The following is a 23800-nucleotide window of genomic DNA, read 5'->3' on the forward strand; positions in this document are numbered from 1 at the left end:
TCCGATGTTAACCCGAAAGGATTCTGAGACCATGAATAGATTAACTACCGGCGAAATGGCCGGCACCGCCCTGTTTGCGCTGATCCTCGCCCTCCTGGCGTACCGGATTATCCGCGGCATGCCGAAGATGGCCGGAGACATTACCGCGTTCCGCAAGCGGACCCTCGTCTGGACCCAGGTCGCCCTGGTGCTTACCGTCCTTCAGCTCAACTTCAAAGCCGGAGACTGGCGCTTCGGCATTATCCTCGGCCTGATCGTCCTGTTCACCGGCAGCATCTGGCTGTCCGCCCGCCGCTATGACAACGCCCGCCAGGCTGAGCAGCCGGATGAGCATTGAGGGACAGCACACAATAGTATTAAAATTGAGGCTCCCTTACGGGGGCTTTTTTTGAGGAATTTATGGTTATGCTATAAATCTATTATTTTCTCATCCAGTATAGGATACTGCAGATCAAAATTAACAGGATTGGAAAACCCGTAAGCAGCATAAGGGAGGAGGCCATTCCTTCATATGAGGTTGTGCCAATCACGATAGGAAGCTCAAACACTCCAGATCGGGTAAGTATGAACATTATCAGACCCATACCTATTCCAATTGCGGCTATTTTATTTATGTATTTTGAGAATGATTTAGATTTCATGATTTACCCCTCCGTTATTTTGACTCCCAGGGCAACTAATCTTGTCCTAGTCGTTTTCTTGATTGATAAGCAACCAATAACAAACCCAAACTAATCAGTAGATAGACCGAATTCATCATTAACAGATCCCCATTTGAATTATGTGTACCCAGAAAATCCAAATAAGGCAACTTGCTGAGTGGACCCAGATACCAGATAATCAGATATAACAGTTCAAAAGTTCGCCATCCCTTGGTCAGCACTCCGCAAGCCAGGGCAAGACTGGGAATCAGAAACACAGCCGCAACGTTATACAACAGATGTTCCAAATCTCCTTCAAAGACCATCCTTATGATCATACCTCCTGTTACCATGCAGGTAAGTATAATGCCAGAAATCCATGATGCCATTAGTTGACGGATTACATAGCGCCGACTTGAAACTACGAGGAATTGAGTTCCATAGCGTACATCTTGATTCCCCATCCCAGACCAGAGCTTTATCGGCCAGATCCAGATGACGGGCCAAACTAACCATTCGGATGATTCAGAAACAGAAACCGCTAGCGGTAGTATAAACAATATGGCGGCCACAATAAGCCATCTCAGGGAAGCACTCTTTAATATTAATTTCCATTCGGCAATAGCTAAGGCCCAAAAGGAATCCTTAAAGACTACCGGCGATAATGTTGCTGCTTGACATCTAGAATTAAGACTTTCATATTTTATTTGTGAATCTAACTCCTTGTTATATGCTGGAGTTATCTCCACCATAGCTAGCTCATGTTTTCTTTTGGCATAACCCTTTTCTCTGAATCCATGAAAGATGGCTGATGCTCCAGCAATCAGCACAAAGGAAACCATAACTATTTCCAATTGCTGTATCAGCAACTCAAAAGTCCATATTACTCCTTGCCATTCAAACCAATGCAATGGCTCTCTTTGAAAGAGAATTCCCATCCCATAAGAACCTGGTAATTCCGGATGGATTAGAAGCAGATCCTTCTGCATAGCCGAAATAATAATCTGTGGTCCAAATGCTAAAGCGCCTGATCCCGCAGTAAATAAAAGATACAAAAAGAAGTAGATGACATTTCCCAAGGTTCCTTTTAAAAAATGAAATGTCTCAAATACTACAGCTAAGGCAGCCACAACAGCCATAAAGGGCAGCGTCAAGAATAAAAAAGGGGATATAAGCGGCCAAAGTTCAAAAGTCCTGTCCTCTCCCCGTACCCATTGCATAATTGGCGAAACGACAACCACGACTCCGGTGATAACAGATAGAACAAAAATGTTACTTAGTAGCTTCCCCATTAAATAATACATTTTCTTCATAGAAGAAGATGCGATGATCTGCCCCACTCCAGTTGATTCATCCCGCTGTATACAATTCTTAACAAGATAAAAACCTAATAAGGAGAGTAGCAACGTAGTCGAGATTGCAACGGAACTGCCGATCCAGGCCGAATTATAAATCCCCCGATATCCATCAAGATTCAGGGTGACATATCCAGCATCTACTGGAGGAACAAATATATATGCTGCCAATAATGTTACAAAGAGGATGACAAGAAGTGAGTTTTGTCTGATTCTCTCGAGGAAGTCTGCCCTTGCGATGTAGTAAATAGATCGGATACTGCTCATGTAATACTTTCCTCCTGCATGGCCCTGACATACAGATAGGCTTCTTCAAGGCTTGGAGGCACATCCACCGCATGCACAAAAGGCCGTGACTCCGAGATCATACGGACTAGGATCCCCTCCTCCTGACGGATCGCAGCACTAATCAGCCATCCAGCATGTTCTTTCTGGTAGTTCTCATTCGAGACTAGGACGGACCATACTTTCCCCTGTACCTTAACTAAGAGTGCAGCCGGGTCAGAGTACACCGCGAGCTTACCCCCGGTTAAAATCGCAATTTGATCCGCGACAGCCTCAACATCAGAAATTACATGTGTCGAAAGAACGATAATCCGTCCTTCGGACAAGCCATTAATTAAGCTACGAAAGTGCATCCTCTCTTCCGGGTCTAGACCAACAGTCGGCTCGTCTAATATTAGTAATTGCGGATCATTCAACAAGGCCTGTGCAATACCTATCCGCTGGCGCATCCCACCGGAAAAACTTCTGAGTGGACGCTTTAAGTCATGCTGCAGATTCAGCAGTTGAAGAATCTCCAGGACCCGGGACCTCATCTGACGGCCTCCCATACCTTTTAATACAGCTACATATTCAAGGAACTCCAGTGAATTTAAATGGGAGTACACACCAAAATCCTGAGGTAAATACCCTAGCATTTTTCGGAGTTGATCTGGCTTCTTTTGCATACTCATTCCGTTCCAAATGACCTTGCCGGATGTCGGTTGTGAAATTGTCGCCATAATCTTCATAAGTGTCGATTTCCCTGCCCCATTCGGACCTAGTAAACCTATAATACCTGGTCTAAGTTGCAAGTTGATATCCATCAGGGCAAATCGCCCTTTATTGTATTGCTTATTAACCTGATTTATCTCCAGCATGCTTACTCCCCCTATTGCTATTTATTATAGGGGGCCAAAGTTAAATCGGAGTAAACAGCAGGCAAACAGCATCCTAATTAAGTAATGGCAGCGTTACACAGATCGAAGTCCCTTCATTAAGACGGCTATTCACGCTAATATCCCCTCCATGAGCCCGCACTAACTGTCTGGCTATCGCCATACCCAAGCCGGTACCTTCGGACAACACATCTGTGGAGGTACCTCGATAGTATTTATCGAATAATCGTTGTATGCTCTCCCCGGTCATTCCTACACCGTCATCAGCTATAACGACGCTAAGTTGCTGATCTTGCTGCATAATATAAACCGTAATATTGGTACCTTGAGGATTATGAAGAATGGCGTTGAGGATTAAGTTACGTAATGCCCGCCCTAATAGCCTCTGGTCCAACTTTAATTCAATATAACCTTCCACGGTTTCAAGAGTAAGATTATAACGTTCAGCACGAGGGTCATTAGTTATATCTGATACAATCCGCCGAACGTATTCGACAAGATCTGTAACTTCTTGCTGTAATGGAGTCTGCTGATCATCAAGTCGGAAGGATAGATTCAAATCGCTAATTAACTCCTGCATGTGATTCGCCTTTTGTTCAATTTCCATAAGGAACTTCATCTCCTCTTCCTTCGTCCATTCGTACTCAGGAGACAGCATCATAGAAGAATAACCTTTTATGTATGTAAGCGGCGTTTTTAGATCATGAGAGATTCCGGCGACCCATTCTTTGCGCAACTCTTCAAGGCGGGTTCTCTCTTGCTTGCTGTTCTCTAACACACACGATAAGGTATTCAATTGGAGAATAAGCTCTTTGAACAAACGATATGGCCGTTTCAACTTCCCCATGGCACCTGAGTGTATTTTCTTGTCTCCCTCAGGATCAACATATATTCCACCTGCAAGAAGATCAATTCTGCGGATCATGTAGTATAGTGGCTTCCCCAATCTCCAGCCGACAATGACCATGAAGCAGAAGACGATGCAAGGCACACTGAGCAGCACTATAAGATCTTGCCCACTCCCCTCCTGTGGTATCACCAACTCTGTTACAATCGCCAGAACAGCACTTGTAATCAGAGCAAGCAAAAGAAGACTGATCATGAGATATGCGATCAGACGAAAGATCAGATGCAAATTAGCTTTCATGGACTTCTATCCTCCGGATCGGAACAAATTTATAGCCAATTCCACGCAAATTAACTATATGTTTTGGATCAGAGGGGTCAGATTCAAGTCTCTTTCTAAGTCTGGAAATATGAATGACTACGGTCTTCTCATCTCCTGTCATAGATTTTCCCCAAATCTGTTCGTACAGTTGCAAAGCGGTGAACACCTGGTTCGGATGCTCGCAGAGAAAAACCAGCAGTTCATACTCTTTCGCAGGACAAGGAGTGTTCACTCCACGAACAGTCAATTGGGCAGCTCTTTTATCTACAGCAAAAACGCCGAAATCTAAATACTGTGATTTTGGCACTGCTGTTGTACTATAGAGATTCTTCCGGCGCAATTGTGCTCGAATTCTCGCCACAATCTCCATGGGGTTGAATGGCTTCGTAATGTAGTCATCTCCTCCGACTCCAAGCCCCATTAATTTATCATAATCACCTGAACGCGCAGTCAGAAATAGGATAGGTGCCACTGTGTGCATGCGTATCTGTTGGCACAATTGAAATCCGTCAGTATCCGGAAGCATTACATCCAGCACAATTAGATCAAAGGGTACAGATTCCACCCATTTCATAGCTTCTTGTCCTGTAGTTGCTGTTGAAATATCCTCAAATCCCTCCTTGTATAGCAGCAGTTCTAACATGGTTAAAATACCTTTTTCATCGTCCACAAGCAAAATCCGCTCATCCAACCTCATCACTGCCTTCATTAAATTTTCGAAATAACCTCTTATGCTGTATTCGCCGGTCAGGCATACTTTCCCTCTCCATAACCATACTAATGACATTCTATGGATACTGATGGAGGGCTGATGAATGGGCAAAAAACTGAATCTGCTAATGTTCAGCGGAGAGTATGACAAGGCAATGGCCGGGCTGATTCTGGCGAATGCAGCCAGGGATATTGAGGTGGAGGTTACGATGTTCTTCTCGTTCTGGGGGCTGTTTCTCATCCGGGACCCGGAGACTATGACGCTAGAGGATAAAAGTATTTACGAGAAGCTGATGGATGTCATTACACCTAAGGGACCGGAGCAGCTGCCACTCTCGCGGATGAACTTCAGCGGGCTTGGCAAGCTGATGCTGGAGGAGATGATGGAGGATCAGGGGGCACCGAAGCTGATCCATTTCCTGAAGGGGGCGCGCAAAAAGAACATCAAGTTCTACGCCTGCAAGCTCTCGGTGGAGATCATGGGCTTCAAGCCGGAGGAGCTGCTGCCCGAGGTGGAGATTATCGATGCCGCCGCGTATCTGAAGGATGCGCTGGAGAGTGATATCCAGCTCTTTATCTGATGGCTATGGGCTTTAACCTAATTACGCCACCGGGCATATACTGAGGCAGACGAAGACGGATTGGTTACGCACGGCGGGCACGCAGAGGCTGCGACTCACACGTTACTTGCCTTGCGCAGCACCAGCGCCTGCCGGAATCCGTCTCATTGATAGAGCATTCATTGCCTGGAGGGATTGTCCGTGCTGAGTATCCACCGCACCGCTGCGGCAGACGCGCCGTCTTCACTACAAGAGCATTTCGCGGCATTCCGTGAGCACACTGTCGGCTGCCGTCATCTGATCTCCACCCCCTACGGACGGAAGCCGCTTCTGTATGCCGACTGGACAGCCAGCGGCCGACTGTATGAGCCGATTGAGCGCAAAATACAGGAGAGCTTCGGCCCCTATGTCAGCAATCCGCATACCGACTCCAACACCACGGGCCTGACCATAACCCTCGCTTACCAGGAAGCACGGAGCATCATCCGGCAGCATGTGAATGCCGCACCCGCAGATGCCCTGCTCTTCTGCGGCAACGGCACCACCGGCGCGGTGAACAAGCTGCTGCGGATCATGGGTCTGAAGCTGCCGGAATGGCTGAACCAGGAATACCTCTGCGCACCGGAGGAGCGCCCGGTTATCTTCGTCAGCCATATGGAGCATCATTCCAATCTGCTTCCCTGGCAGGAGAGCTTCGGTGATGTGGTTACTGTCCCCTCCGGGCCGGGCGGAGAGGTAGATCTGCAGCGGCTCGGGGAGCTGCTGACGATCTACCAGAACCGCCGCTTCAAGATCGGCTCCTTCACTGCCTGCTCCAATGTCACCGGCATAGAGACCCCGTATCATCAGCTTGCTTCGCTCATGCACCGGCATGGCGGGGTATGCTTCGTGGATTTCGCAGCCAGCGCCCCTTATCAGGAGATCAATATGCATCCGGCAGCCCCGCAGGAGAAGCTGGATGCCATCTTCTTCTCGCCGCATAAATTCCTCGGCGGCCCGGGAACCGGCGGCGTGCTGCTGTTCGACACCGCGCTCAGCACCGGCCGGCTGCCGGATGAGCCCGGCGGCGGCACCGTGGTATGGGTGAACCGCTGGGGCGGACGCCGCTACATCGATGATGTTGAGGTGCGCGAGGACGGGGGCACCCCTGGCTTCCTGCAGGCGATCCGCACCGCCCTCTGCGTGAAGCTGAAGGAACAGATGAACGGAACCGGACAATATATGATCGTCCGCGAACAAGAGCTATGCCGGAAGCTGCTCTTGGGGCTGGCACAGGTTCCCGGCTGCTCCGTGCTGGAGGGCACACACCGTAAGCGCCATGGAATTGTCTCCTTCACGCTGAAGAAGATTCATTACAATCTCGCGGTAAGGCTGCTGAATGACCGCTTCGGCATTCAGGCACGCGGCGGCTGCTCCTGTGCCGGTCCGTACGGCCATCAGCTGCTCGGGCTGAACCCTGCGAAGTCCCAGGCATTTATCCAGGCGATCCACGCCGGGGACCAGTCGCTGAAGCCGGGCTGGGTCCGCCTGTCCCTGCACCCGATTATGACCGGGCGCGAGGTGGAGCATATGATCTTCGCCGTACAGTCTATCGTCAGCAATATTGCTGAATGGAGCCAGGATTACCGCTACAATGCGGTCACCAACAGCTGGATTCATACCGGAGAGAGAGGCGTTACAGAGGATACGGAGGAGATTCGTGAATTATTTGTGCTGTAGCGGCGCCTGGCCGCGCAGCTCCCGCTCCCGCGCCAGCCGGGCGAACCTGGCTTCAATCGCTTTAACCCCCCACAGAGAAGCTCCGATAAACAGCAGCACATAGACGATCTCCGCCGGATGACGGATGAACCGCTGCACATCATTGCCGATGTAGGATACCGCAAATACCATAATGGCTTTGCCGGCACACAGCGCAATCAGGTAGGAACGCAGCCGCATTCCCGCGAGCCCCGCCGCCATATTAATCACCACGAACGGACCCACCGGAAACAGACTAAGCAGGAACACATAGCTGAACCCGCTCTGGCGGACCCAGGTCATCGCTTTGGCAACCTTGGGCCGCTTGGCCCATTTGGTGAGGTAGGGATGTCCGGCAATTTTGCGGATAATCAGGAAGGTGACCGTACAGCCTGCGACCAGACCGATCCAGGAATACAGGAACCCCAGCCATAACCCGTACACCGCCCCGTTAAGCCCCACAATCGCTATGGTAGGCAGCGGGGGCACGAACGATTTCATGAAGGTAAGCCCCACACCCGGCAGCGGCCCGAACGAGCGGTATTGCTCCAGCAGCAGCAGCAGGCGCTCCTCGGTCAGCCATGACATAATATTTAAAAAGAACATTTCTTCAGCGCTCCTCAAGTACGATCTGGAATAGTTAACGTTACAGTATACATTGCAATGAGCTTCAATTATACAACACTTCCGCCGGGAAGTAGAAGGAAGCTGGACAAGCACAAGCTGCCGGAGATATGATGAAATTATGAGAACATTTGATTATAGTCTGCTGGCTAAAAGAGTACTCGCCCTGCTATGCACCCTCCTGCTCACCGCAGTGGTGCTGATTCCCCTGCTCGGCTCCTCATCTAACTGCAACAGCCCACGGTCAGGATGGGCCGATTTGTCCACCTGCACCTTCAATAATACTGCCGTCTACCCGCTGAGAGGAGAATGGGAATTCTATTGGCAGGAGCGGCTGGAACCACAGGTTACCCTATCCCGAACCGCAGAGGCGCCGGCCTATATGCCCGTGCCCGGCGCTTGGGGCCGGGGGTCAGAGGCTACCGGCTTCTCCCGCTACGGATATGCGACCTACCGTCTGCTGGTTCAGCTGCCGCCGGGAGTTCCCGCCTTCGCCCTCAAGGTGAGCAATATCCGCAATGCCAGCGAGGTATATGTAAATGGTGAGCGGCTGGGGGGAAGCGGAACGCCGGGTGACTCCCGGGAGACCACCAAGCCGCGCAACCATCCGTATTCCCTGACTTTTCACAGCAGGGATAACCTGGCGGAGATTCTGATACATACGTCCAACTTCACCTATTCAAGCGGAGGCATTGCGGAGCCTATCCGGATCGGCACCCCTGCTGCTATAACTGCCATCGACCAGCGGAACCGGACCTACGACACTTTGCTGGTGGCAGGCTTTGCTTTTATCGGTTGCTATTTCATCGGCCAGGGCTTTCAGCGCAAAGAGGACAAATCCTCGCTTCAGCTGGCTATCTTCTGCTTCATGATCGCCTTATATATGCTGACGCACAGTGAGAAGCTGCTGCTCGAGTACCTTCCTTCCCTCTCTTATGAAGGATTCAACAAGCTGCAGGCAGTATCCGGTGTAGTCGGGTTCTATTGTGTATCCAGCTATACCTATTCTTTGTTTCCCGCACTCTATTCCCGGCTCTTTAAGCGGATCTGCTCTGTGTATGCCTTAAGTTTCTGTATCGTTGTACTGCTAAGCTCATTGACTGTATATTCGCGGATTACAGGGCTGCTGCTGGCCTTCAGCTTCATCTCTGTCTGCTATACATTCTATATTATGGTCAAGGCCATTTTGCGTAGGGAGACCGGTTCCTACTATCTGCTGATCGGTGTCATTGCTGTAGTGATTTTCACCTTATCCTTAGCCAGTAATCTGTTCTTCGGCACTGAACTCTATGCTGCCGCGCCAGTGGCCGGCCCGATCTTCATTCTTGCCGAGGGCCTGTTCCTGTCTGCGCGCCATGCCCATGCTTATGAGACCATTAAGCAGCTGTCCCAACAGCTGGAGCGCAAGGACAGAGATAAAGACGTGTTCCTGCTGAAGACCTCCGCCGAGCTGCGCACGCCGCTGAATGCCATTATTAACGTGGCGTTATCCATGCATGAAGGGGCCGGAGGACCGCTAAGCCCGTCCCAACGGGAGGATATACGGCTGATACTCGGTACTGGCAGAAGGCTGGCCTTCCTGGTCAGGGATATTCTTGATTACGAACAGATCAAGCGCCAGCGCATCAGCCTGCAATGGGGGACCGTCGATGTCCAGGGGGTGGCGGCCATTGTCATTGAGGTCTTCCAGTTCCTGAACAAAAAGGGCAGCATCCGCATCAAAAACCACATCCCGCCGGGCCGTTTCCTGGTCCAGGCCGATGAACAGCGGCTGATGCAGATCCTCTATAGCCTGCTGGATAATGCACTGAAATTCACGGACCGCGGCAGCGTGGTCATCGAAGCCGACTGGCAGGAGGAGTTCATCTCCATTGCCGTCACCGATACCGGAAAGGGCATTCCCGAGGATCAGCTGGAGTCTATCTTCCATGACTATGAGCAGATCAGCGAGGCCGATTCCCTTGAGACCGGGGGCCTCGGGCTGAGCCTTGCGATCAGCCGTAAGCTGGTAGAGCTGCATGGCGGGAGCATCTCCGTCTCTTCCCAGGTTGGACGGGGCAGTACATTCACCTTCACGCTTCCGGGCAACGAGGCGGAAGCCGCCGCCGCTGTCCAAGCGGAACGGACACTCCCGCGGCCAGAGTATACCCAGCCGGAAATGCTGGATGACCTCTGGAAATACCGGTCGGCTGATCCGCCGCAGTCCAGCGGACAAGCTGCTCCCTATGCGCCACGTATCCTGATCGTGGATGACGATTATGCCAACCTCAAGGCACTGACCAACCTGTTATCGCTGGAGAATTACAATATCGCAAGCCGCAGCAGCGGCAAGGAAGCGCTGGCGCTGCTGGCTGTGGACCGTAATTTCGATCTCTGCATTATAGATGTCATGATGCCCGAGATGTCCGGCTTGGAGCTATGCAGGATCATCCGCCAGACCTACAGCCCGCTGGACCTGCCGATCCTGATGGCTACGGCCGGGCAGCAGCTTCACTTCAACGAGGCAGCGTTCCGCGCCGGAGCCAATGATTTTATCCATAAGCCTTATATCTGGAGCGATCTGAAGGGACGGGTCAACACGCTGGTTCAACTACGGCGGTCCGTCTCAGAGCGGCTAAGCTCGGAGATCGCCATGCTGCGTGCGCAGATCAAGCCGCATTTTCTATACAACGCCATTAATACAATTATCTGGATGAGTACGCGTGACACCAAGAAAACGCAGCAGCTGCTATACGATCTGAGCCATTTCCTGCGCGGCAGCTTCGATTTCAGCAACCAGGAGACTGCCATTCCGTTCGAAAAGGAGCTGGAGCTGATTGAAGCCTATCTGTCGCTGGAGCAGGCCCGTTTCGGGAAGCGGCTGAATGCCGAGTATCATATTGAGGTTAGTGAATTCCCGCTGCCGCCGCTGATTGTGCAGCCCGTCGTGGAGAACGCCGTCCGTCACGGACTGATGGAGAAGATGGACGGAGGAACGGTTGTCATCTCCACCCGGCAGGAAGGCGGTGATATCCTGATCACCATCTCGGACAACGGGAAGGGAATGAGCGATGAACAGCTATCCTCATGGATGAAGGATGACTACCGTTCTCCGCATGGTGAAGGCACCGGAATCGGCCTGCGGAACATTAACCGCCGGTTGCTCACACAGTTCGGGCGTCCGCTGATTCTCACACGGGGAGCCAGTGGAGGTATAGATGTACTGATAACAATCCCATGGAAGGAAGAGGTCTTCTGAGTATGAGCATCTCTGTAATGGTAATTGATGACGAATGGCCGGCACTGGATCACATGAAGGAGCTGCTGCTCCAGTGTGAAGGAATATCCTCTGTCCAGACGTACGATAACCCGCGTGAAGCCCTCGCTGCTGCTTCCGAACTGAAGCCGGATGTTCTTTTCCTGGACATCCAGATGCCTGAGCTGTCCGGCCTCACTTTTGCTGAGAAGCTGTTGCCCTACTCTCCGGACACAGACATCGTATTCGTAACCGCCTACCGCAATTATGCTGTCGAAGCCTTCGACCTGTCTGCAATGGATTATCTGCTGAAGCCGGTTGATCCCTCGCGCCTGCTGAAGACCTGGAACAAGCTGCTCAGTAAACGTCTATCGCCGGCGGCTGCCGGGGCAACAGGAACACCCGGGAAGACAACCTCGTTCCGGCTGTTGGGGGATTATGAGCTGACCAGCCCTCAGGGCCTGGTGAAGTGGAGGACACATAAGGCACAGGAATTATTTGCTTACCTGTGGATTCACAGGCAGGGCAGCGTCAGCTTGATTCTGAATGATGTGTTTCCGCAGTGGAACTACGAGAAGGGCAAGCAATACCTGCACACTACGGTCTACCAGATCCGCACCACCTTGAAGAAAGCCGCGCTGGAGGACAAGATTGAGCTGACCTTCGGCAGGGAGAATTACAGGCTGGATTCGGGGGGGATTGAGGGCGACATTGAGAAATTCCAGGAAGCTGCCGCCCTTGCGCTTCAGAGCAGCAGGCTGGAGGATATGCAACAGGCCGCCGCCCTGTACACCGGTGACCTGCTGCAGACGCTGGACAGCCTGTGGGTGTATTCCGCCCGTGACAAATACCGCCGGCTGTACCTCAAGCTGCTGGAGCAGCTTACTCTGGGATTGGTGGAGGCTGCACGGCCTAACGAGGCCGAAGATTATGCCGTGCGCCTGACGGAGCTGGAGCCGCTGGAGGAGAGCTACGCCCTGCGGCTGATCGCCATCTATTACGAAACCGCCAAGCCCCTGCGTGCCCAGCGCAAATTCACCCAGTTCAGTGAATCCTACATCGCAGAGACCGGCGATGCGTTGCCGGATTGGTTCGTCGAAGAATACCGGCGGCTGGGTAGATAGCGTAGAAATTCTATCGTTACTCCATAATATCCTTTGAGAGACTGAAAAATATTTTTTATCGTATGCTTTAGAAACTAACAGTAAAAGGACGACAATCATTCGAACTTAGCGAATGATTGTCGTCCTTTTAGAATACTTTTATACACTTGTATTATTTAAAATGATAATTGGTATTCATCTAAAAGGAATCCTTGAGTCGCCCAAATTTCAGTTTCATCCCCTTGATGGTCGTATAGCTTTTCATAGTATTCCCAAAATTCACGGTTGTTTTTCGTATTTCGATCCTTCAGCATTGTACTTCCCTTTAATTTCTGTATAGTTCGGCATCTTCTAATTTTGTTCATATTATGGCTTTTTCCTCATTTCTCATTCCTCTGTTAAGGTTGGCTTCTTCTCCACACAATCTGACCGTTTTTATTAATGTATACTTCTCCATCAACACTATATGCGTAAGAAAGCCCCTTAGAAAAGCGTGCAGCCCAGTCAAGCGTTGGTTGAATAACCCAAGCCCCTGTTTTATTAATGAATCCGGTCTTCCCTCCCGATTCGGCAACTGCAAGTCCTTCATGAAAGTCACTCGCTGCATCAAATTGGTTAGGAATAAGTAGTTTTCCTTTGTTATCTATATAACCTGACTTTCCATTTATTTTAACAGCCGCCAATCCTTCCGAAAAAGAGTGAACCTCCTCATACTTAGCAGGAATCTCTAATTTTCCTTTCTTATTAATAAAGCCATAGTTAGCTCCTGATTTAACAACTGCCAATCCCTCTGAAAAAGACTCCCCATTTTTATAACTTGAATTGAACAAAAACTTCCCTTTCTTATCAATATAATGAGAAGTTCCATTTGTTGTAACCAGAGCAGCACCTTCAGAGAAATCCTCAGCGCTGTTATATTGGGCTTTAATTACTATTTTCCCGGAAGAATTAATGTATCCATATCCACTCCCCACTTGGACAGCAGCCAATCCTTCGGAGAAATTATTAGCTTTTTTGAATTGCGGTTTTATAACACTAGTTCCTGTAAGATCCATATAACCATAGTTAGATACAGCAAAATCAGTTGCAGTTTTAAGCGTTCTATACGCTGCAAGTCCTTCTGAAAATTCCTTGGCATCATAATAATTTCCCTTAGGTATTACTTTATTCCCTTGTTGATTGATGAATCCGTCAAATTTAGCATTTGAATAAACAATGGCTAGTCCTTCATTAAAAGCATAGGCATCTGTAAATCTTGTTTGATAATCAATAACAATTTTGCCTTCTGCATCAATATAGCCGAATTTCCCTCCGCGTGATACCGGAAAAAGATTTTGCTTAGAGTATAATGAAACAATCTGAGAGTCCCCGTACCACTTCACGTCGAGTCCGCTGGCTTCCCCAATAAAACGAAGTGGTGCAAACGTTGCCCCGTCAATTATCTGTGGAGCTACTTGAAGTATAGTTGGAGTATCATTTATCCAAGCCGTATTTTGATTAATTACTAATTTAATAGTAGTGCCTGTTTTCTGACCAGAAATTGTTTTGCTTGCCGAATCGTAACTTACATTAAATCCTAATTTTTCAAATATCCCTTTGAATGGAACCAATACCGTGTTGTTCTTCATAATCGGTGAGTGCTTTTCTTGAATGGGATTTCCATACAAAATCACTCTAATTCCACTTTTCGCAAAAGCAGACTCTTTACTGACCATTACAATAAAGAATATAACAAGGAAAAATGAGAACGCTACTTTTATTGATTTGCCCATATCTTATAGTTCAACTCCTTTTATTTTTAATTCATTGAAAAACCTAAATGATATAGCCAACTCCCTAATATTCCAAGGAATTGGCTATATTATTAGTTACTTACCAGTTACGGCAATTATAACATTATTACTAGCATCACGTGTTACGGTAGCATAATCCTGGTCTGGAGCAGGAAAAACATTACTAAGCACAGGTACTCCGTCAACTTTGATATTAGTAAATTCCGACTTATTTTTTCCGTAATCATCTCCAGTCACAACTGATAAGAGCTTCCACTTCTGAAAACTTGATGATTGAATATTATAATCGGTATTGGATACTATTATTGTTGTCAACGGTTTATCAGCTGAACTACTACATCCAATATCACCACAAATAGCAGTACCATCAATTTTCAAACGGATTTTCTTATTATTATTGTACCCTGCATAAAAAGTAACTTGAGAACCTGCCATGTAGGCGTTAGCACTCTGAACTTGATTATATGGCGCTTCAAATGAAGCATTAGTGGTACTACCATTAATTTGATATGCAGGCTTCCACCCTTGCTCCTACAGATGATACAAAAATAATCGATATTTTACGCCATGGTTCGACGTTTATCAGTGTTTTATCAGTGACAATTGTTACCATTGTTCATATACAAGATCATTCGTGCATAGGGATGCATCATTATGATGGCAATGGGGGATGAAACATGAATAAGAGGAATAGATTCAAGCAGGCAGTCAGAGGAATGAAGGTACTGCCGCTTATGATGTCCATGATCCGTGAGGCTGCAGTGGATAACACCGCACCTGCCATGTCTGTTGTGGTCACCACTGACAAAGAGACCTATATTCCAGGGGAAGAGGTGACTGTGCTGGTGCATTTAAAAGACTTCGCACCAAATGACCCCGGCTACAGCTCTCTTAACTTCATTATCCAATATGACAGCCAGGTATTCGACAACCTTGAATATACGCAGCACTCAGTCTATGCGGAAGGGAATTATACGGCTGGAAGCGAGGTTGATAACCTGTTCCAGTTCAACTTTCAGAGTCCTGTCGATGGCAGTATCTACCTCGGAAAAAACACAAGTATGCGCGGCATCGATATTCAGGTTGAAGCAAGCAGCGGACAGCAGACGATCCCGGCGGTAGAGCAAACTCTGGTCACCTTCAAGCTGCGGGTCAAGGAACTTACGCTTGCCTCCTCCTCAACGATCAGTCTGGCCAATGAATTCACCAGAATCCGCACCTCTGAAGCCGCGAACAGCTTCTATCTCTACTCGCCCGATGTCACAGCGAACTCTCCGGCAAGGATCGAAATTACCCAATCCCCGTCCGTGTCCGTCTTCTCTCCGCAAGAGTCTGTTAACCGACTGACGTAGCAGCGTATCCTACAGTTGCGGCAGCTCCATCCACATACATATCCCTTACATAATTGGCTGCCGTCTATAATTCTTGTACTATGGTGTATATACATACTTGGGAAGCAGGTGTCTTGCAATGCTGCACTCAGAAATTATAGAGATACGGGCAACGGCCCCGGATGATCTCGACTTCGTCCTGGCTGCCGAAGGGGCCGAGGCTAACCGCCGGTTCGTCGGCCAGTGGAACAGGGAACAGCACGCAGCCGCTCTGGATGATGGAGATCTTAGGCATCTGATTGTTCAAGATACAACGGGGGAACGGGTGGGGTATGTGATTCTCGCAGGGCTTCAGGACTCTAATCGCACACTATGCATCAAACGGATTGTCATTCAGGCCAAGGGCCGCGGCTACGGAACAATGACGCTGAAGCTGCTGATCCACTGGACATTCAATCATACGGATACACACCGGCTGTGGCTCGACGTCAAGGATTACAATGTCAGAGCGCAGCATATCTATGAAGCGGCCGGCTTCAAAAAGGAAGGCACCCTCCGCGATTGTATACAGACGGAGGGTGGATTTGAATCGCTGACAATCATGTCGATCCTTCGTCAGGAATATACGGGGACTGATTCACTGTAATGCGGGTTCACCGATGAATCTCAGCAGCAGCCTGCCTGGTTCGGCCAACAAGCAGCGTCGTCACATGCTTGCGCGCGTCCGCTGTGAGCAGCAGCAGCTCCACCGGCCCGCCGGCCGGCTCACTGCGGATGAACGTAACCCTGGCACCGTCCAGATCCTCATAGATTCCGGCAACGGTGTAGCCCAGCCCGATAAGATTGTCGATTTCCTGCCGTTCCCGGTCGAACTCTGCAAATGCTGACATCTCAGACCACTCCTCCGCTGATTTCTGCCTGGGCCGGTTGGGGTGCTTCAGCCTCGAAGCGCTTGCGGTGCAGGTATTTCCCCTGTCCTGCGGCACCGACGAATACCTTGTTCTTGATGACAAACTCTCCCCTGCTCAGCACAGAGACCGGCTCGCCCTTGACCGTAAGCCCCTCGAATGCATTGTAGTCCACATTCATATGATGGGTCTCTGCCGACAGTGTCCGCTCCACTGCCGGGTCGAAGATCACAATATCGGCATCGCTGCCCACGGCAATCGTGCCCTTCTGCGGGAACAGGCCGAACAACTTAGCGCTTGAGGTAGTGATGATATCCACGAATTTGTTCAGCGTGATGCGGCCCTTCTGCACCCCTTCGGAGTAGAGGACACTGAACCGGTCCTCGATGGTGGGTCCACCGTTCGGGATCTTCGAGAAATCGCCCCGGCCCAGCTCCTTCTGCCCCTTGAAGTTGAACGAGCACTGGTCAGAGCCAATGGTCTGCAGCGTCCCGCTCCAGAGGGCATCCCAGAGTACATCCTGGTTCCACTGTTCGCGCAGCGGAGGGGACCAGACATACTTGGCTCCCTCGAAGTCCGGCTTCGCCAGCGCCGACTGATCCAGTACCAGATACTGCGGGCAGGTCTCGCCGTAGACGCGCAGCCCTTTCTTGCGGGCCTCCGCAATCTTCCAGGCCGCCTCGGCGCAGGTGACATGCACTACATAGAGCTGCGAATCCGTCAGCCCGGTCAAATAAGCCGCCCGCCCCGTCGCCTCGCCTTCCAGCTCAGGAGGACGGGTCAGCGCATGATAGATCGGATCGGTATTGCCTGCGGCCAGCGCCTGGTCCACCAGATATTCGATGACATCGCCGTTCTCGGCATGCACCATGACCAGCGCCCCTTCGCGCTTCGCCGCCTGAAGCGTCTTATACAGCACCCCGTCGTCAGCCTGGAACGTATTCTTGTAGGCCATGAACACCTTCAGCGAGGTGATGCCCTCCTGCTCGATAATCTGCGGCAGCTCGCTGAGCACCTTATCATTCAGCTCTGACACCATCAGGTGGAAGCTGTAGTCGATGACCGCTTTATCCTGCGATTTGTGATGCCAGGTATCTACGGCCTGCTGGAGCGGCTGCCCCTTCGTGGTCAGGCAGAAATCAATCACCGTGGTGGTTCCGCCGTAAGCAGCGGCAATTGTGCCGGTCTCGAAGTCATCGGCGGTAACCGTACCACCGAAGGGCATATCCAGATGGGTATGGGGATCAATCCCTCCCGGAAAGACATAACAGCCGGAAGCATCAATGATCTCCGCTCCCGGCGCTTCCAGATTCAGGCCGATGCTGCTGATGATTCCGTCTTCAATCAGCACATCCCCCTTATACGTATCTGCCGCTGTAACGATAATTCCATGCTTGATGATCTTCTTCATCTTAACCCACCTCCGCTTCCGAATAAGCACCGTTAACCCCGCTGATGATCCGGCTGCGCTGATTCCAGCTCATCGGGGCCGCTCCGCCCTCAAGGGTAATCATATCAATGGCTCCGTCTGCCGGGCAGACAATCGAACACAGATTGCAGCCTACACAATCCTCCTCGCGCACTTGCAGAATCGCCTTGCCCTCCGCATTCGTCAGCATATCGATGCATTGATGAGAGGCGTCTTCGCAGGCAATATGGCATTTATTGCAGTTGATGCAGTTCTCCTCGTTGATCCGCGCAACGACTTGATAATTAAGATCAAGATCGCCCCAGTTGGAATATTTGGGCACCGACTTGCCAATCAGCTCGGTTACCGAAGCCAGCCCCTTCTCGTCCAGGTAATGGTTCAGACCGTCGATCATCTCCTCCACAATCCTGAAGCCATGATGCATAACCGCTGTGCAGACCTGAATCCCGGTTGAGCCCATCAGCATGAATTCGACGACATCCTGCCAGGTGGAGATGCCGCCGATGCCGGAGATCGGCACGCCGACTTCACGGTCCCGGGCACATTCCGCCACCATGCTAAGGGCAATCGGCTTGACGGCCGGTCCGCAATAACCGCCGTGTGCTCCCTGTCCGCCGACATTCGGAATCGTATTCCAGCTGTGGATGTCCACACCCGCCAGACTGTTGATCGTATTGATCAGGCTGATTGCATCGGCTCCGCCCTTGACGGCATGCCGGGCCACCACGGTAATGTCGGTGATGTTCGGCGTCAGCTTCACAATGACCGGTGTAGTCGCCACCTCCTTGACCCAGGTGGTCTGCGCCTGCACCAGATCAGGCTGCTGGCCCGAAGCCGCGCCCATACCGCGTTCAGCCATGCCATGCGGACATCCGAAGTTCAGCTCCAGACCGTCTACCCCGATAGCCTCCACGCGCTTCACAATCTCATGCCACTTCTCCCGCTTCGGCTCCACCATCAGGGAAGCAATAATCGTATGGTGCGGGAATCTCCGCTTCGTCTCATAGATTTCCTTCAGGTTGACCTCCAGCGGACGGTCGGTAATCAGCTCAATGTTGTTGAAGCCCGCCACACGCTGTCCGCCAAAATGAACGGCGGCGAACCGGGCCGAGGTGTTGATGACCGGCTCCCCAAGCGTCTTCCACACCGCGCCGCCCCAGCCTGCCTCGAACGCGCGCTGCACCTGATAGCCTGTATTGGTAGGTGGCGCAGAGGCCAGCCAGAATGGATTCGGTGACTTGATGCCTGCAAAATCAATACTGAGATCTGCCATTGCCATTCCCTCCCTCTTCTATGAAATCCGCTTTATACGGCAGAGCCGGTTACGCCATCCTGACGGCCTGACCACTGCTTCACAATCGCATAGGCAGCATCTTTGCCCTGCTGTGCGGCAGAGACCACCATGGCCTCCCCCGTCCCTGCGCCAAAAACAATATCGCCGGCAGCATAAATCTGCGGATCAGAGGTGCGGCCGGTTGCGGGATCAATCTCCACTACACCCCGCGTATGCTTAAGCCCCAACGCCTCAATGAGGTCCATCCGACGCTTCAGGCCGATAGCCACCACTACAGCATCCACCGGGAGCAGGAATTCCGAGCCTGCCACCGGCACGGGAGTGGGGCGTCCATCCGGCCCGGCCTCACCGGTCAGCTCCATCCGCACACATTCCAGTGCCGCAACATTCCCCTCTCCATCCCCGACAATCCGCTTCGGCAGGGTCAGCCAGTTGAATTCCACACCCTCCTGCTTGGCGAATTCATATTCGAAATCATAAGCCGTCATCTCCCCGCGCGTCCGGCGGTAGATCATCTTCACGTTCGCCGCGCCGAGCCGCACCGAGCAGGTGGCCGCATCAATGGCCGTATTGCCTGCACCAATAACAGCGACACGCTGTCCCATCAGCTCCAGGGCGGGAATCCCGGTCTTGGTGGTCTCCACCAGCTCGATCGCATCATAGACACCGGACAGCTTCTCGCCTTCAATCCCCAGCGGGGGGACGTAACCCATTCCGGCCGCCAGCACAATCGCATCATATCCGGCCTTAAGCTCTTCTATGGAAACATCCACTCCCACCTTCATTCCCGTGCGGACCTCTACGCCCAGCCTCTCCACCTGCTCCACTTCCCAGAGCGAGATGTCCTGCGGCAGCCGGAAGGAGACAATCCCGTGGGTATCCAGGCCACCGGCCAGCTGCTTTGCCTCATAGATCACTACCTGGAAGCCTTCGCGTGCCAGCTCTCTGGCTGCTGACAGACCTGCCGGTCCGCCGCCGATCACCGCTACTTTCTTGCCGTTAGGTTCACCCGCCTGGAAAAGCTGGAGCCCGCTGCGGATCGCCCAATCCGTAGCGTACCGCTGCAATAGGCCAATCTCAATCGGCGCGGAAGCGCCGTTCAGCACACAGGCTCCCTCGCACAGCTCCTCCGTAGGACATACCCTTGCGCAGCTTGCGCCGACCGGATTGGCATCCATGATGGTCTGCGCCGATCCCCTGAGATTGTCGGTCGCGATTCTTTTGATAAAGGAAGGGATATTGATGCTGGTCGGACAGGCCTTGATACACGGCGCATCATAGCAGTACAGACAGCGGTTGGATTCCTCGATGGCCCCCTTGCGGGTAAGCCCCGGCTCTGCCTCGGCAAAATTACGCATGAACAGCTCCGGTGTCAATGTGGTTAACGGTGAAGATTGCTCCATCGGGTACCCCTCCTTCTGGCCAAAGTAGCTTCCACTCTCGGCTCGAATTTATGTTATATAATATAACATTATTACGATGATCGCCTTAATATTTTGCATACTTGTAAGAATTATTGTAGTAAAATAAACTTCAAGCCAATAAAATCGCTAATCACACTCCAATTTAAGTTAAGTTTTCTGACATATTATATTCAAACTATAGTCAATCCGCTTTTTCGTTACATTAGACAGATTGTCTAATTTCAAAAGTCACTTTTTTACCTGTGAGAATGGCCTGAGAACGAAGGGAATGAGGGGGAAGCTTATGGACTGGGAACTTGTATTTACGATCCGCGACGCGCTGAAGCGGCCGCTGTTCGCTGAAGCTGAGCTGATCGGGGGAAGAAACGGCCTGAACCGGGCCATCCGCTGGGTGCATGTGCTGGAGAGCGCGAGCCTGGAGAGTCTGATTCACGGGGAAGAGATGATTCTGACCACCGGAATGAGCGCAAGCACGGATCTGGATGCCGCCCTGTCTTTCATGCAGAATCTGATTGATAAGAACGCCGCCTGCCTGTGCATTGAGCTGGGAGCTTACTTCAGTGCCATTCCGCAGGAGATGATCGCTCTTTCGAACCTGCATGATTTTCCGCTGATCCAATTTACCCGCACTGTACGGTTCGTCGATATTACACTCGATCTGCATTCCCTCATCATCAACCGCCACCACCGGATGCTGCAAGAGCTGGAGAGTATCTCCCGCGAATTCCACCGGCTGACCCTAACCTCCCAGGGAACCCTTAAGGTCCTGCAATTGTTATGTAAAAGCACCCGCACACAGATTCTCTATATGCAGTTGCAAGGCAAACCTCTCTTCTTCCCGGCCCTTGCGCCAGAGGAGCAGCGTCCGCTGCTTGGCTTCTTCGAGACCTTCAGCGAAGAAATGGAGGGAGCAGTGCCGGAGGCCGCCCCCTATATCCGCGAATACGGCCATAAGACCATCGCCGTGAAGCCCGTTGGAGCCTTGGACCAGACTTGGGCCTATATCCTGATGGTCTGTAATCACAAGCCGCAGGAATTCGACTGCCTGCTGCTCGATTCGGCCTCCTTATCCATCGCACAGGAGCTGCTCCGCACGCGGTACATGGAGGAACGGAAGCTGTTCTCGGAGAATCTGTGGGTGGATGAGCTGGTCGGGGGACGCACTCAGGACGACAACCGGCTTAAGGGACTGGTCGGCCCGGACTTCAACCTGGTTAATGAACTGCCCTACCGGGTCTGCCTGATCGAGATCGAGAATCCCCGGGATGTCAAATGGAACAGCTCGGAGAATGACTGGGAATCCATCACCTTCCATCTCTCGCTCATCCTGCGCTCCATCTTCGAGAAGTACTCGCTCCGGCCGCTGATCACCCTGAAGAACAACCGGCTGACCGTCATTGCGCTGGATATCCAGTCCAAGCTGCCCGGCAAGCTGCGCCTGCAGCAGGCACTCGATTCCCTGCAGCATATCCGTGCGGATGAGAAGCTGAAGGACCTGCAGCTCGTCATCGGAGTCAGCAAGTCCCACCGGGGCCTAAAGCATGCTCATGCCGGTTACCAGGAAGCGGTACAAGCGCTGTCCCTCTATTCCTGTTACCAGAAGCCGGTCCTCATGTATGAGGAGTTAGGCGTCTTCCAGCTGCTGCTGAGCCTGAACGACGGCAAGACGCTGGAGAATTTCATCCGCAGCTATATCGGCCCTCTGATTGACCATGATGAGGCAAAAGGCAGCGAGCTGCTGCTGACGCTGCGCGTCTACCTCGATCATGACGGGTCGAAGCAGATCGCCGCCCGCAGCCTCTTCATCGTCAGGCAATCCCTCTACTACCGGCTGGACAAAATCACCGAGCTGCTCGGCGAGGACTTCATGCTCCCGGAGAACCGGATCTCCATTCAGGTCGCCCTGCGCGCCTACCAGTTCCTGTACCCGGAGAAATTCACTCTGCCCAGCTCCCGTTCAGCACAGCTGTGAAGGTATCGATGATGAACTGCACATCCTCATCTGCCGAGGATAACGGCGGAGCGAAGGTGAGCACATTATTGAAGCCAGCCACCGTATCGCCGTTCTTGCCGATGATCAGCCCCTTGGCTTTGCAGTCCGCAATAATCCCCTTGACGATGCTTAGCTCGGCGGGCTGTTTGGTGGACTTATCCGCCACCAGCTCAATCCCAACGACCAGCCCGAAGCTGCGGATATCACCAACCAGCTTATGCCCAAGCAGCCCGGCGAACCCGTCCGCCAGCCTGTGGCCCAGAATTCCGGCCCGCTCCACTAGTTGCTCCTGCTCCAGAATCTCCAAATTGCGCAGGGCCAGCGCACAGGCAGCCGGATTGCCGCCGAAGGTGTTCACATGACGGAAATGCCCGTAGTCATCACTGTTATCCTTGAAGGCCTCGTAGATCTCCTTACGTACAGCGGTAGCCGATAACGGCAGATAGCCGCTCGTCAGCCCCTTCGCCATCGTGACAATATCGGGCTTGATTCCGAAATTGTGATGTCCGAACTTGCGGCCGGACCGCCCGAAGCCGCAGATCACCTCGTCGATAATCAGCAATACGCCGTGGGTACGGCAGATCTCCTGCACCCGGTCCATATAGACCTGATGCGGGACGATCACGCCCCCGCCGGTAATGACCGGCTCCATAATCACCGCCGCTACAGAGGCTACGCCTTCCCAGACGATCATATCCTCAATCGCCTGCGCACACTGGAGGTTGAACGCCTCTTCAGTCATGCCGGCCGGACGGCGGTAGCTGTCAGGCGGCGCTACATGCAGGAACCCGCCTCCCAGCGGTTCGTACTTGTACTTGCGCTGCGCCTGCCCGGTCGCCGCCAGGGCGCCCAGCGAGCTTCCGTGATAGCCCCGGTAGCGGGCAATGAATTTATGGCGGTCAGGCTGGCCGGTCTGCTGCTGGTACTGGCGGGCGATTTTGAAGGCTGCTTCGTTCGCTTCCGAGCCGCTGTTGGAGAAGAAGATGACATACTCATCCTCCAGCCATTCATTCAGCTTCTCGGCCAGCGCGATGGCCGGCATATGGCTCTGCGTCAGCGGGAAATAGGGCAGGCTCAGCAGTTGGTTGTACGCCGCCTCCGCCAGCTCCTTGCGCCCGTACCCTACATTCACACACCACAGGCCGGACATGCCGTCCAGGAATTTATTGCCATCGATATCGGTAACCCATGAGCCGCTTGCGGAAGCTGCAATCATCGGCGGATGCTGCTCACTGTAAGGGGTCATATTATGCCACAAGTACCGCTGGTCCTTCTTAACCGCCAGCTCGCTTTCTTTGCCCAGACTCTGCATGACACACTCTCCTCCTTAGCTT

21 protein-coding genes and 1 pseudogene are annotated in these 23800 nt (G+C 51.9%); 8 read left to right on the forward strand and 14 right to left on the reverse strand.

What is annotated here, in order from left to right; genetic code table 11:
* Nucleotides 1-31 precede the first annotated feature (31 nt).
* A complete protein-coding gene (locus MKZ07_RS21235) occupies nucleotides 32-337 on the forward strand; it encodes a hypothetical protein (RefSeq protein WP_036692136.1) in 306 nt (101 codons plus the stop codon).
* 82 nt (nucleotides 338-419) lie between these two features.
* Here MKZ07_RS21235 and MKZ07_RS21240 read toward each other — a convergent pair whose 3' ends face one another.
* From MKZ07_RS21240 to MKZ07_RS21260, 5 genes are all read right to left on the reverse strand, one after another.
* On the reverse strand, nucleotides 420-641 hold the full coding sequence (locus tag MKZ07_RS21240) for a hypothetical protein (protein ID WP_036692134.1): 222 nt from the start codon (nucleotides 639-641) through the stop codon (nucleotides 420-422).
* A gap of 35 nt (nucleotides 642-676) precedes the next feature.
* Nucleotides 677-2263, reverse strand: a complete 1587-nt coding sequence (locus tag MKZ07_RS21245; RefSeq protein WP_036692132.1) for a hypothetical protein — start codon at nucleotides 2261-2263, stop codon at nucleotides 677-679.
* Nucleotides 2260-3138 carry an ABC transporter ATP-binding protein gene (locus MKZ07_RS21250; protein WP_036692131.1) on the reverse strand — a complete coding sequence of 293 codons (879 nt, stop codon included), beginning with the start codon at nucleotides 3136-3138 and terminating at the stop codon, nucleotides 2260-2262. The genes MKZ07_RS21245 and MKZ07_RS21250 overlap by 4 nt, the downstream gene beginning before the upstream one ends.
* Before the next feature lie 73 nt (nucleotides 3139-3211).
* Nucleotides 3212-4303, reverse strand: a complete 1092-nt coding sequence (locus MKZ07_RS21255) for a sensor histidine kinase (protein ID WP_036692129.1) — start codon at nucleotides 4301-4303, stop codon at nucleotides 3212-3214.
* On the reverse strand, nucleotides 4293-5021 hold the full coding sequence (locus MKZ07_RS21260) for a response regulator transcription factor (RefSeq protein WP_036692270.1): 729 nt from the start codon (nucleotides 5019-5021) through the stop codon (nucleotides 4293-4295). The genes MKZ07_RS21255 and MKZ07_RS21260 overlap by 11 nt, the downstream gene beginning before the upstream one ends.
* A gap of 118 nt (nucleotides 5022-5139) precedes the next feature.
* On the opposite strand from MKZ07_RS21260, the gene MKZ07_RS21265 reads away from it, so the two are divergent.
* Together MKZ07_RS21265 and MKZ07_RS21270 are read left to right on the forward strand one after the other, a co-directional pair.
* Nucleotides 5140-5616 carry a DsrE/DsrF/DrsH-like family protein gene (locus MKZ07_RS21265; RefSeq protein WP_036692126.1) on the forward strand — a complete coding sequence of 159 codons (477 nt, stop codon included), beginning with the start codon at nucleotides 5140-5142 and terminating at the stop codon, nucleotides 5614-5616.
* A 174-nt stretch (nucleotides 5617-5790) separates the two neighbouring features.
* Nucleotides 5791-7314 carry an aminotransferase class V-fold PLP-dependent enzyme gene (locus MKZ07_RS21270; RefSeq protein WP_372238085.1) on the forward strand — a complete coding sequence of 508 codons (1524 nt, stop codon included), beginning with the start codon at nucleotides 5791-5793 and terminating at the stop codon, nucleotides 7312-7314.
* On the opposite strand, the gene MKZ07_RS21275 is transcribed toward MKZ07_RS21270, so the two are convergent.
* A complete protein-coding gene (locus tag MKZ07_RS21275; RefSeq protein ID WP_036692124.1) occupies nucleotides 7300-7938 on the reverse strand; it encodes a TVP38/TMEM64 family protein in 639 nt (212 codons plus the stop codon). The two genes, MKZ07_RS21270 and MKZ07_RS21275, sit on opposite strands and share 15 nt — an antisense overlap.
* Before the next feature lie 139 nt (nucleotides 7939-8077).
* Here MKZ07_RS21275 and MKZ07_RS21280 point away from each other — a divergent pair, with 139 nt between their 5' ends.
* Both MKZ07_RS21280 and MKZ07_RS21285 read left to right on the forward strand, forming a co-directional pair.
* Entirely contained in the window at nucleotides 8078-11194 is a 3117-nt protein-coding gene (locus MKZ07_RS21280) for an ATP-binding protein (RefSeq protein ID WP_341027434.1), read from the forward strand.
* Between the two features lie 2 nt (nucleotides 11195-11196).
* Nucleotides 11197-12315: a response regulator gene (locus MKZ07_RS21285; protein WP_341027435.1), complete on the forward strand. Its 1119-nt coding sequence runs from the start codon at nucleotides 11197-11199 to the stop codon at nucleotides 12313-12315.
* A gap of 155 nt (nucleotides 12316-12470) precedes the next feature.
* On the opposite strand, the gene MKZ07_RS21290 is transcribed toward MKZ07_RS21285, so the two are convergent.
* From MKZ07_RS21290 to MKZ07_RS21300, 3 genes and pseudogenes are all read right to left on the reverse strand, one after another.
* Nucleotides 12471-12659: a hypothetical protein gene (locus tag MKZ07_RS21290; RefSeq protein ID WP_076159286.1), complete on the reverse strand. Its 189-nt coding sequence runs from the start codon at nucleotides 12657-12659 to the stop codon at nucleotides 12471-12473.
* A 33-nt stretch (nucleotides 12660-12692) separates the two neighbouring features.
* Nucleotides 12693-14066 (reverse strand): WG repeat-containing protein, encoded by a 1374-nt coding sequence (locus MKZ07_RS21295; protein WP_341027436.1) that lies wholly within the window; start codon nucleotides 14064-14066, stop codon nucleotides 12693-12695.
* Nucleotides 14067-14162: 96 nt separating this feature from the next.
* Nucleotides 14163-14597, reverse strand: a pseudogene (locus tag MKZ07_RS21300) (YrpD family protein); the annotation flags it as partial.
* Nucleotides 14598-14764: 167 nt separating this feature from the next.
* Here MKZ07_RS21300 and MKZ07_RS21305 point away from each other — a divergent pair.
* Both MKZ07_RS21305 and MKZ07_RS21310 read left to right on the forward strand, forming a co-directional pair.
* The gene (locus MKZ07_RS21305; protein WP_036692114.1) at nucleotides 14765-15439 is read left to right on the forward strand and encodes a cohesin domain-containing protein; all 675 of its coding nucleotides are present in this window, start codon (nucleotides 14765-14767) and stop codon (nucleotides 15437-15439) included.
* A gap of 118 nt (nucleotides 15440-15557) precedes the next feature.
* Nucleotides 15558-16064: a GNAT family N-acetyltransferase gene (locus tag MKZ07_RS21310; RefSeq protein ID WP_036692111.1), complete on the forward strand. Its 507-nt coding sequence runs from the start codon at nucleotides 15558-15560 to the stop codon at nucleotides 16062-16064.
* Between the two features lie 7 nt (nucleotides 16065-16071).
* Here the strand turns inward: MKZ07_RS21310 and MKZ07_RS21315 are convergent, their stop codons facing one another.
* Genes MKZ07_RS21315 through MKZ07_RS21330 form a run of 4 tightly spaced genes read right to left on the reverse strand, consistent with a single transcriptional unit; the run spans nucleotide 16072 to nucleotide 20452 of the window.
* Nucleotides 16072-16308 (reverse strand): hypothetical protein, encoded by a 237-nt coding sequence (locus MKZ07_RS21315; protein ID WP_036692109.1) that lies wholly within the window; start codon nucleotides 16306-16308, stop codon nucleotides 16072-16074.
* A gap of 1 nt (nucleotide 16309) precedes the next feature.
* Nucleotides 16310-17737 carry a dihydropyrimidinase gene (hydA, locus tag MKZ07_RS21320; protein WP_036692106.1) on the reverse strand — a complete coding sequence of 476 codons (1428 nt, stop codon included), beginning with the start codon at nucleotides 17735-17737 and terminating at the stop codon, nucleotides 16310-16312.
* Between the two features lies 1 nt (nucleotide 17738).
* On the reverse strand, nucleotides 17739-19028 hold the full coding sequence (preA, locus tag MKZ07_RS21325; protein WP_036692104.1) for an NAD-dependent dihydropyrimidine dehydrogenase subunit PreA: 1290 nt from the start codon (nucleotides 19026-19028) through the stop codon (nucleotides 17739-17741).
* Nucleotides 19029-19060: 32 nt separating this feature from the next.
* Nucleotides 19061-20452, reverse strand: coding sequence for an NAD(P)-dependent oxidoreductase (locus MKZ07_RS21330; RefSeq protein ID WP_341027438.1), 1392 nt, complete (start codon nucleotides 20450-20452; stop codon nucleotides 19061-19063).
* A gap of 304 nt (nucleotides 20453-20756) precedes the next feature.
* On the opposite strand from MKZ07_RS21330, the gene MKZ07_RS21335 reads away from it, so the two are divergent.
* Nucleotides 20757-22445: a PucR family transcriptional regulator gene (locus MKZ07_RS21335; RefSeq protein ID WP_036692099.1), complete on the forward strand. Its 1689-nt coding sequence runs from the start codon at nucleotides 20757-20759 to the stop codon at nucleotides 22443-22445.
* Here MKZ07_RS21335 and MKZ07_RS21340 read toward each other — a convergent pair.
* A complete protein-coding gene (locus MKZ07_RS21340) occupies nucleotides 22411-23778 on the reverse strand; it encodes an aspartate aminotransferase family protein (protein WP_036692097.1) in 1368 nt (455 codons plus the stop codon). The genes MKZ07_RS21335 and MKZ07_RS21340 overlap by 35 nt on opposite strands.
* Nucleotides 23779-23800 lie beyond the last annotated feature (22 nt).

Source organism: Paenibacillus sp. FSL P4-0338, assembly GCF_038002365.1.
Classification (GTDB): Bacteria; Bacillota; Bacilli; order Paenibacillales; family Paenibacillaceae; genus Paenibacillus_AQ.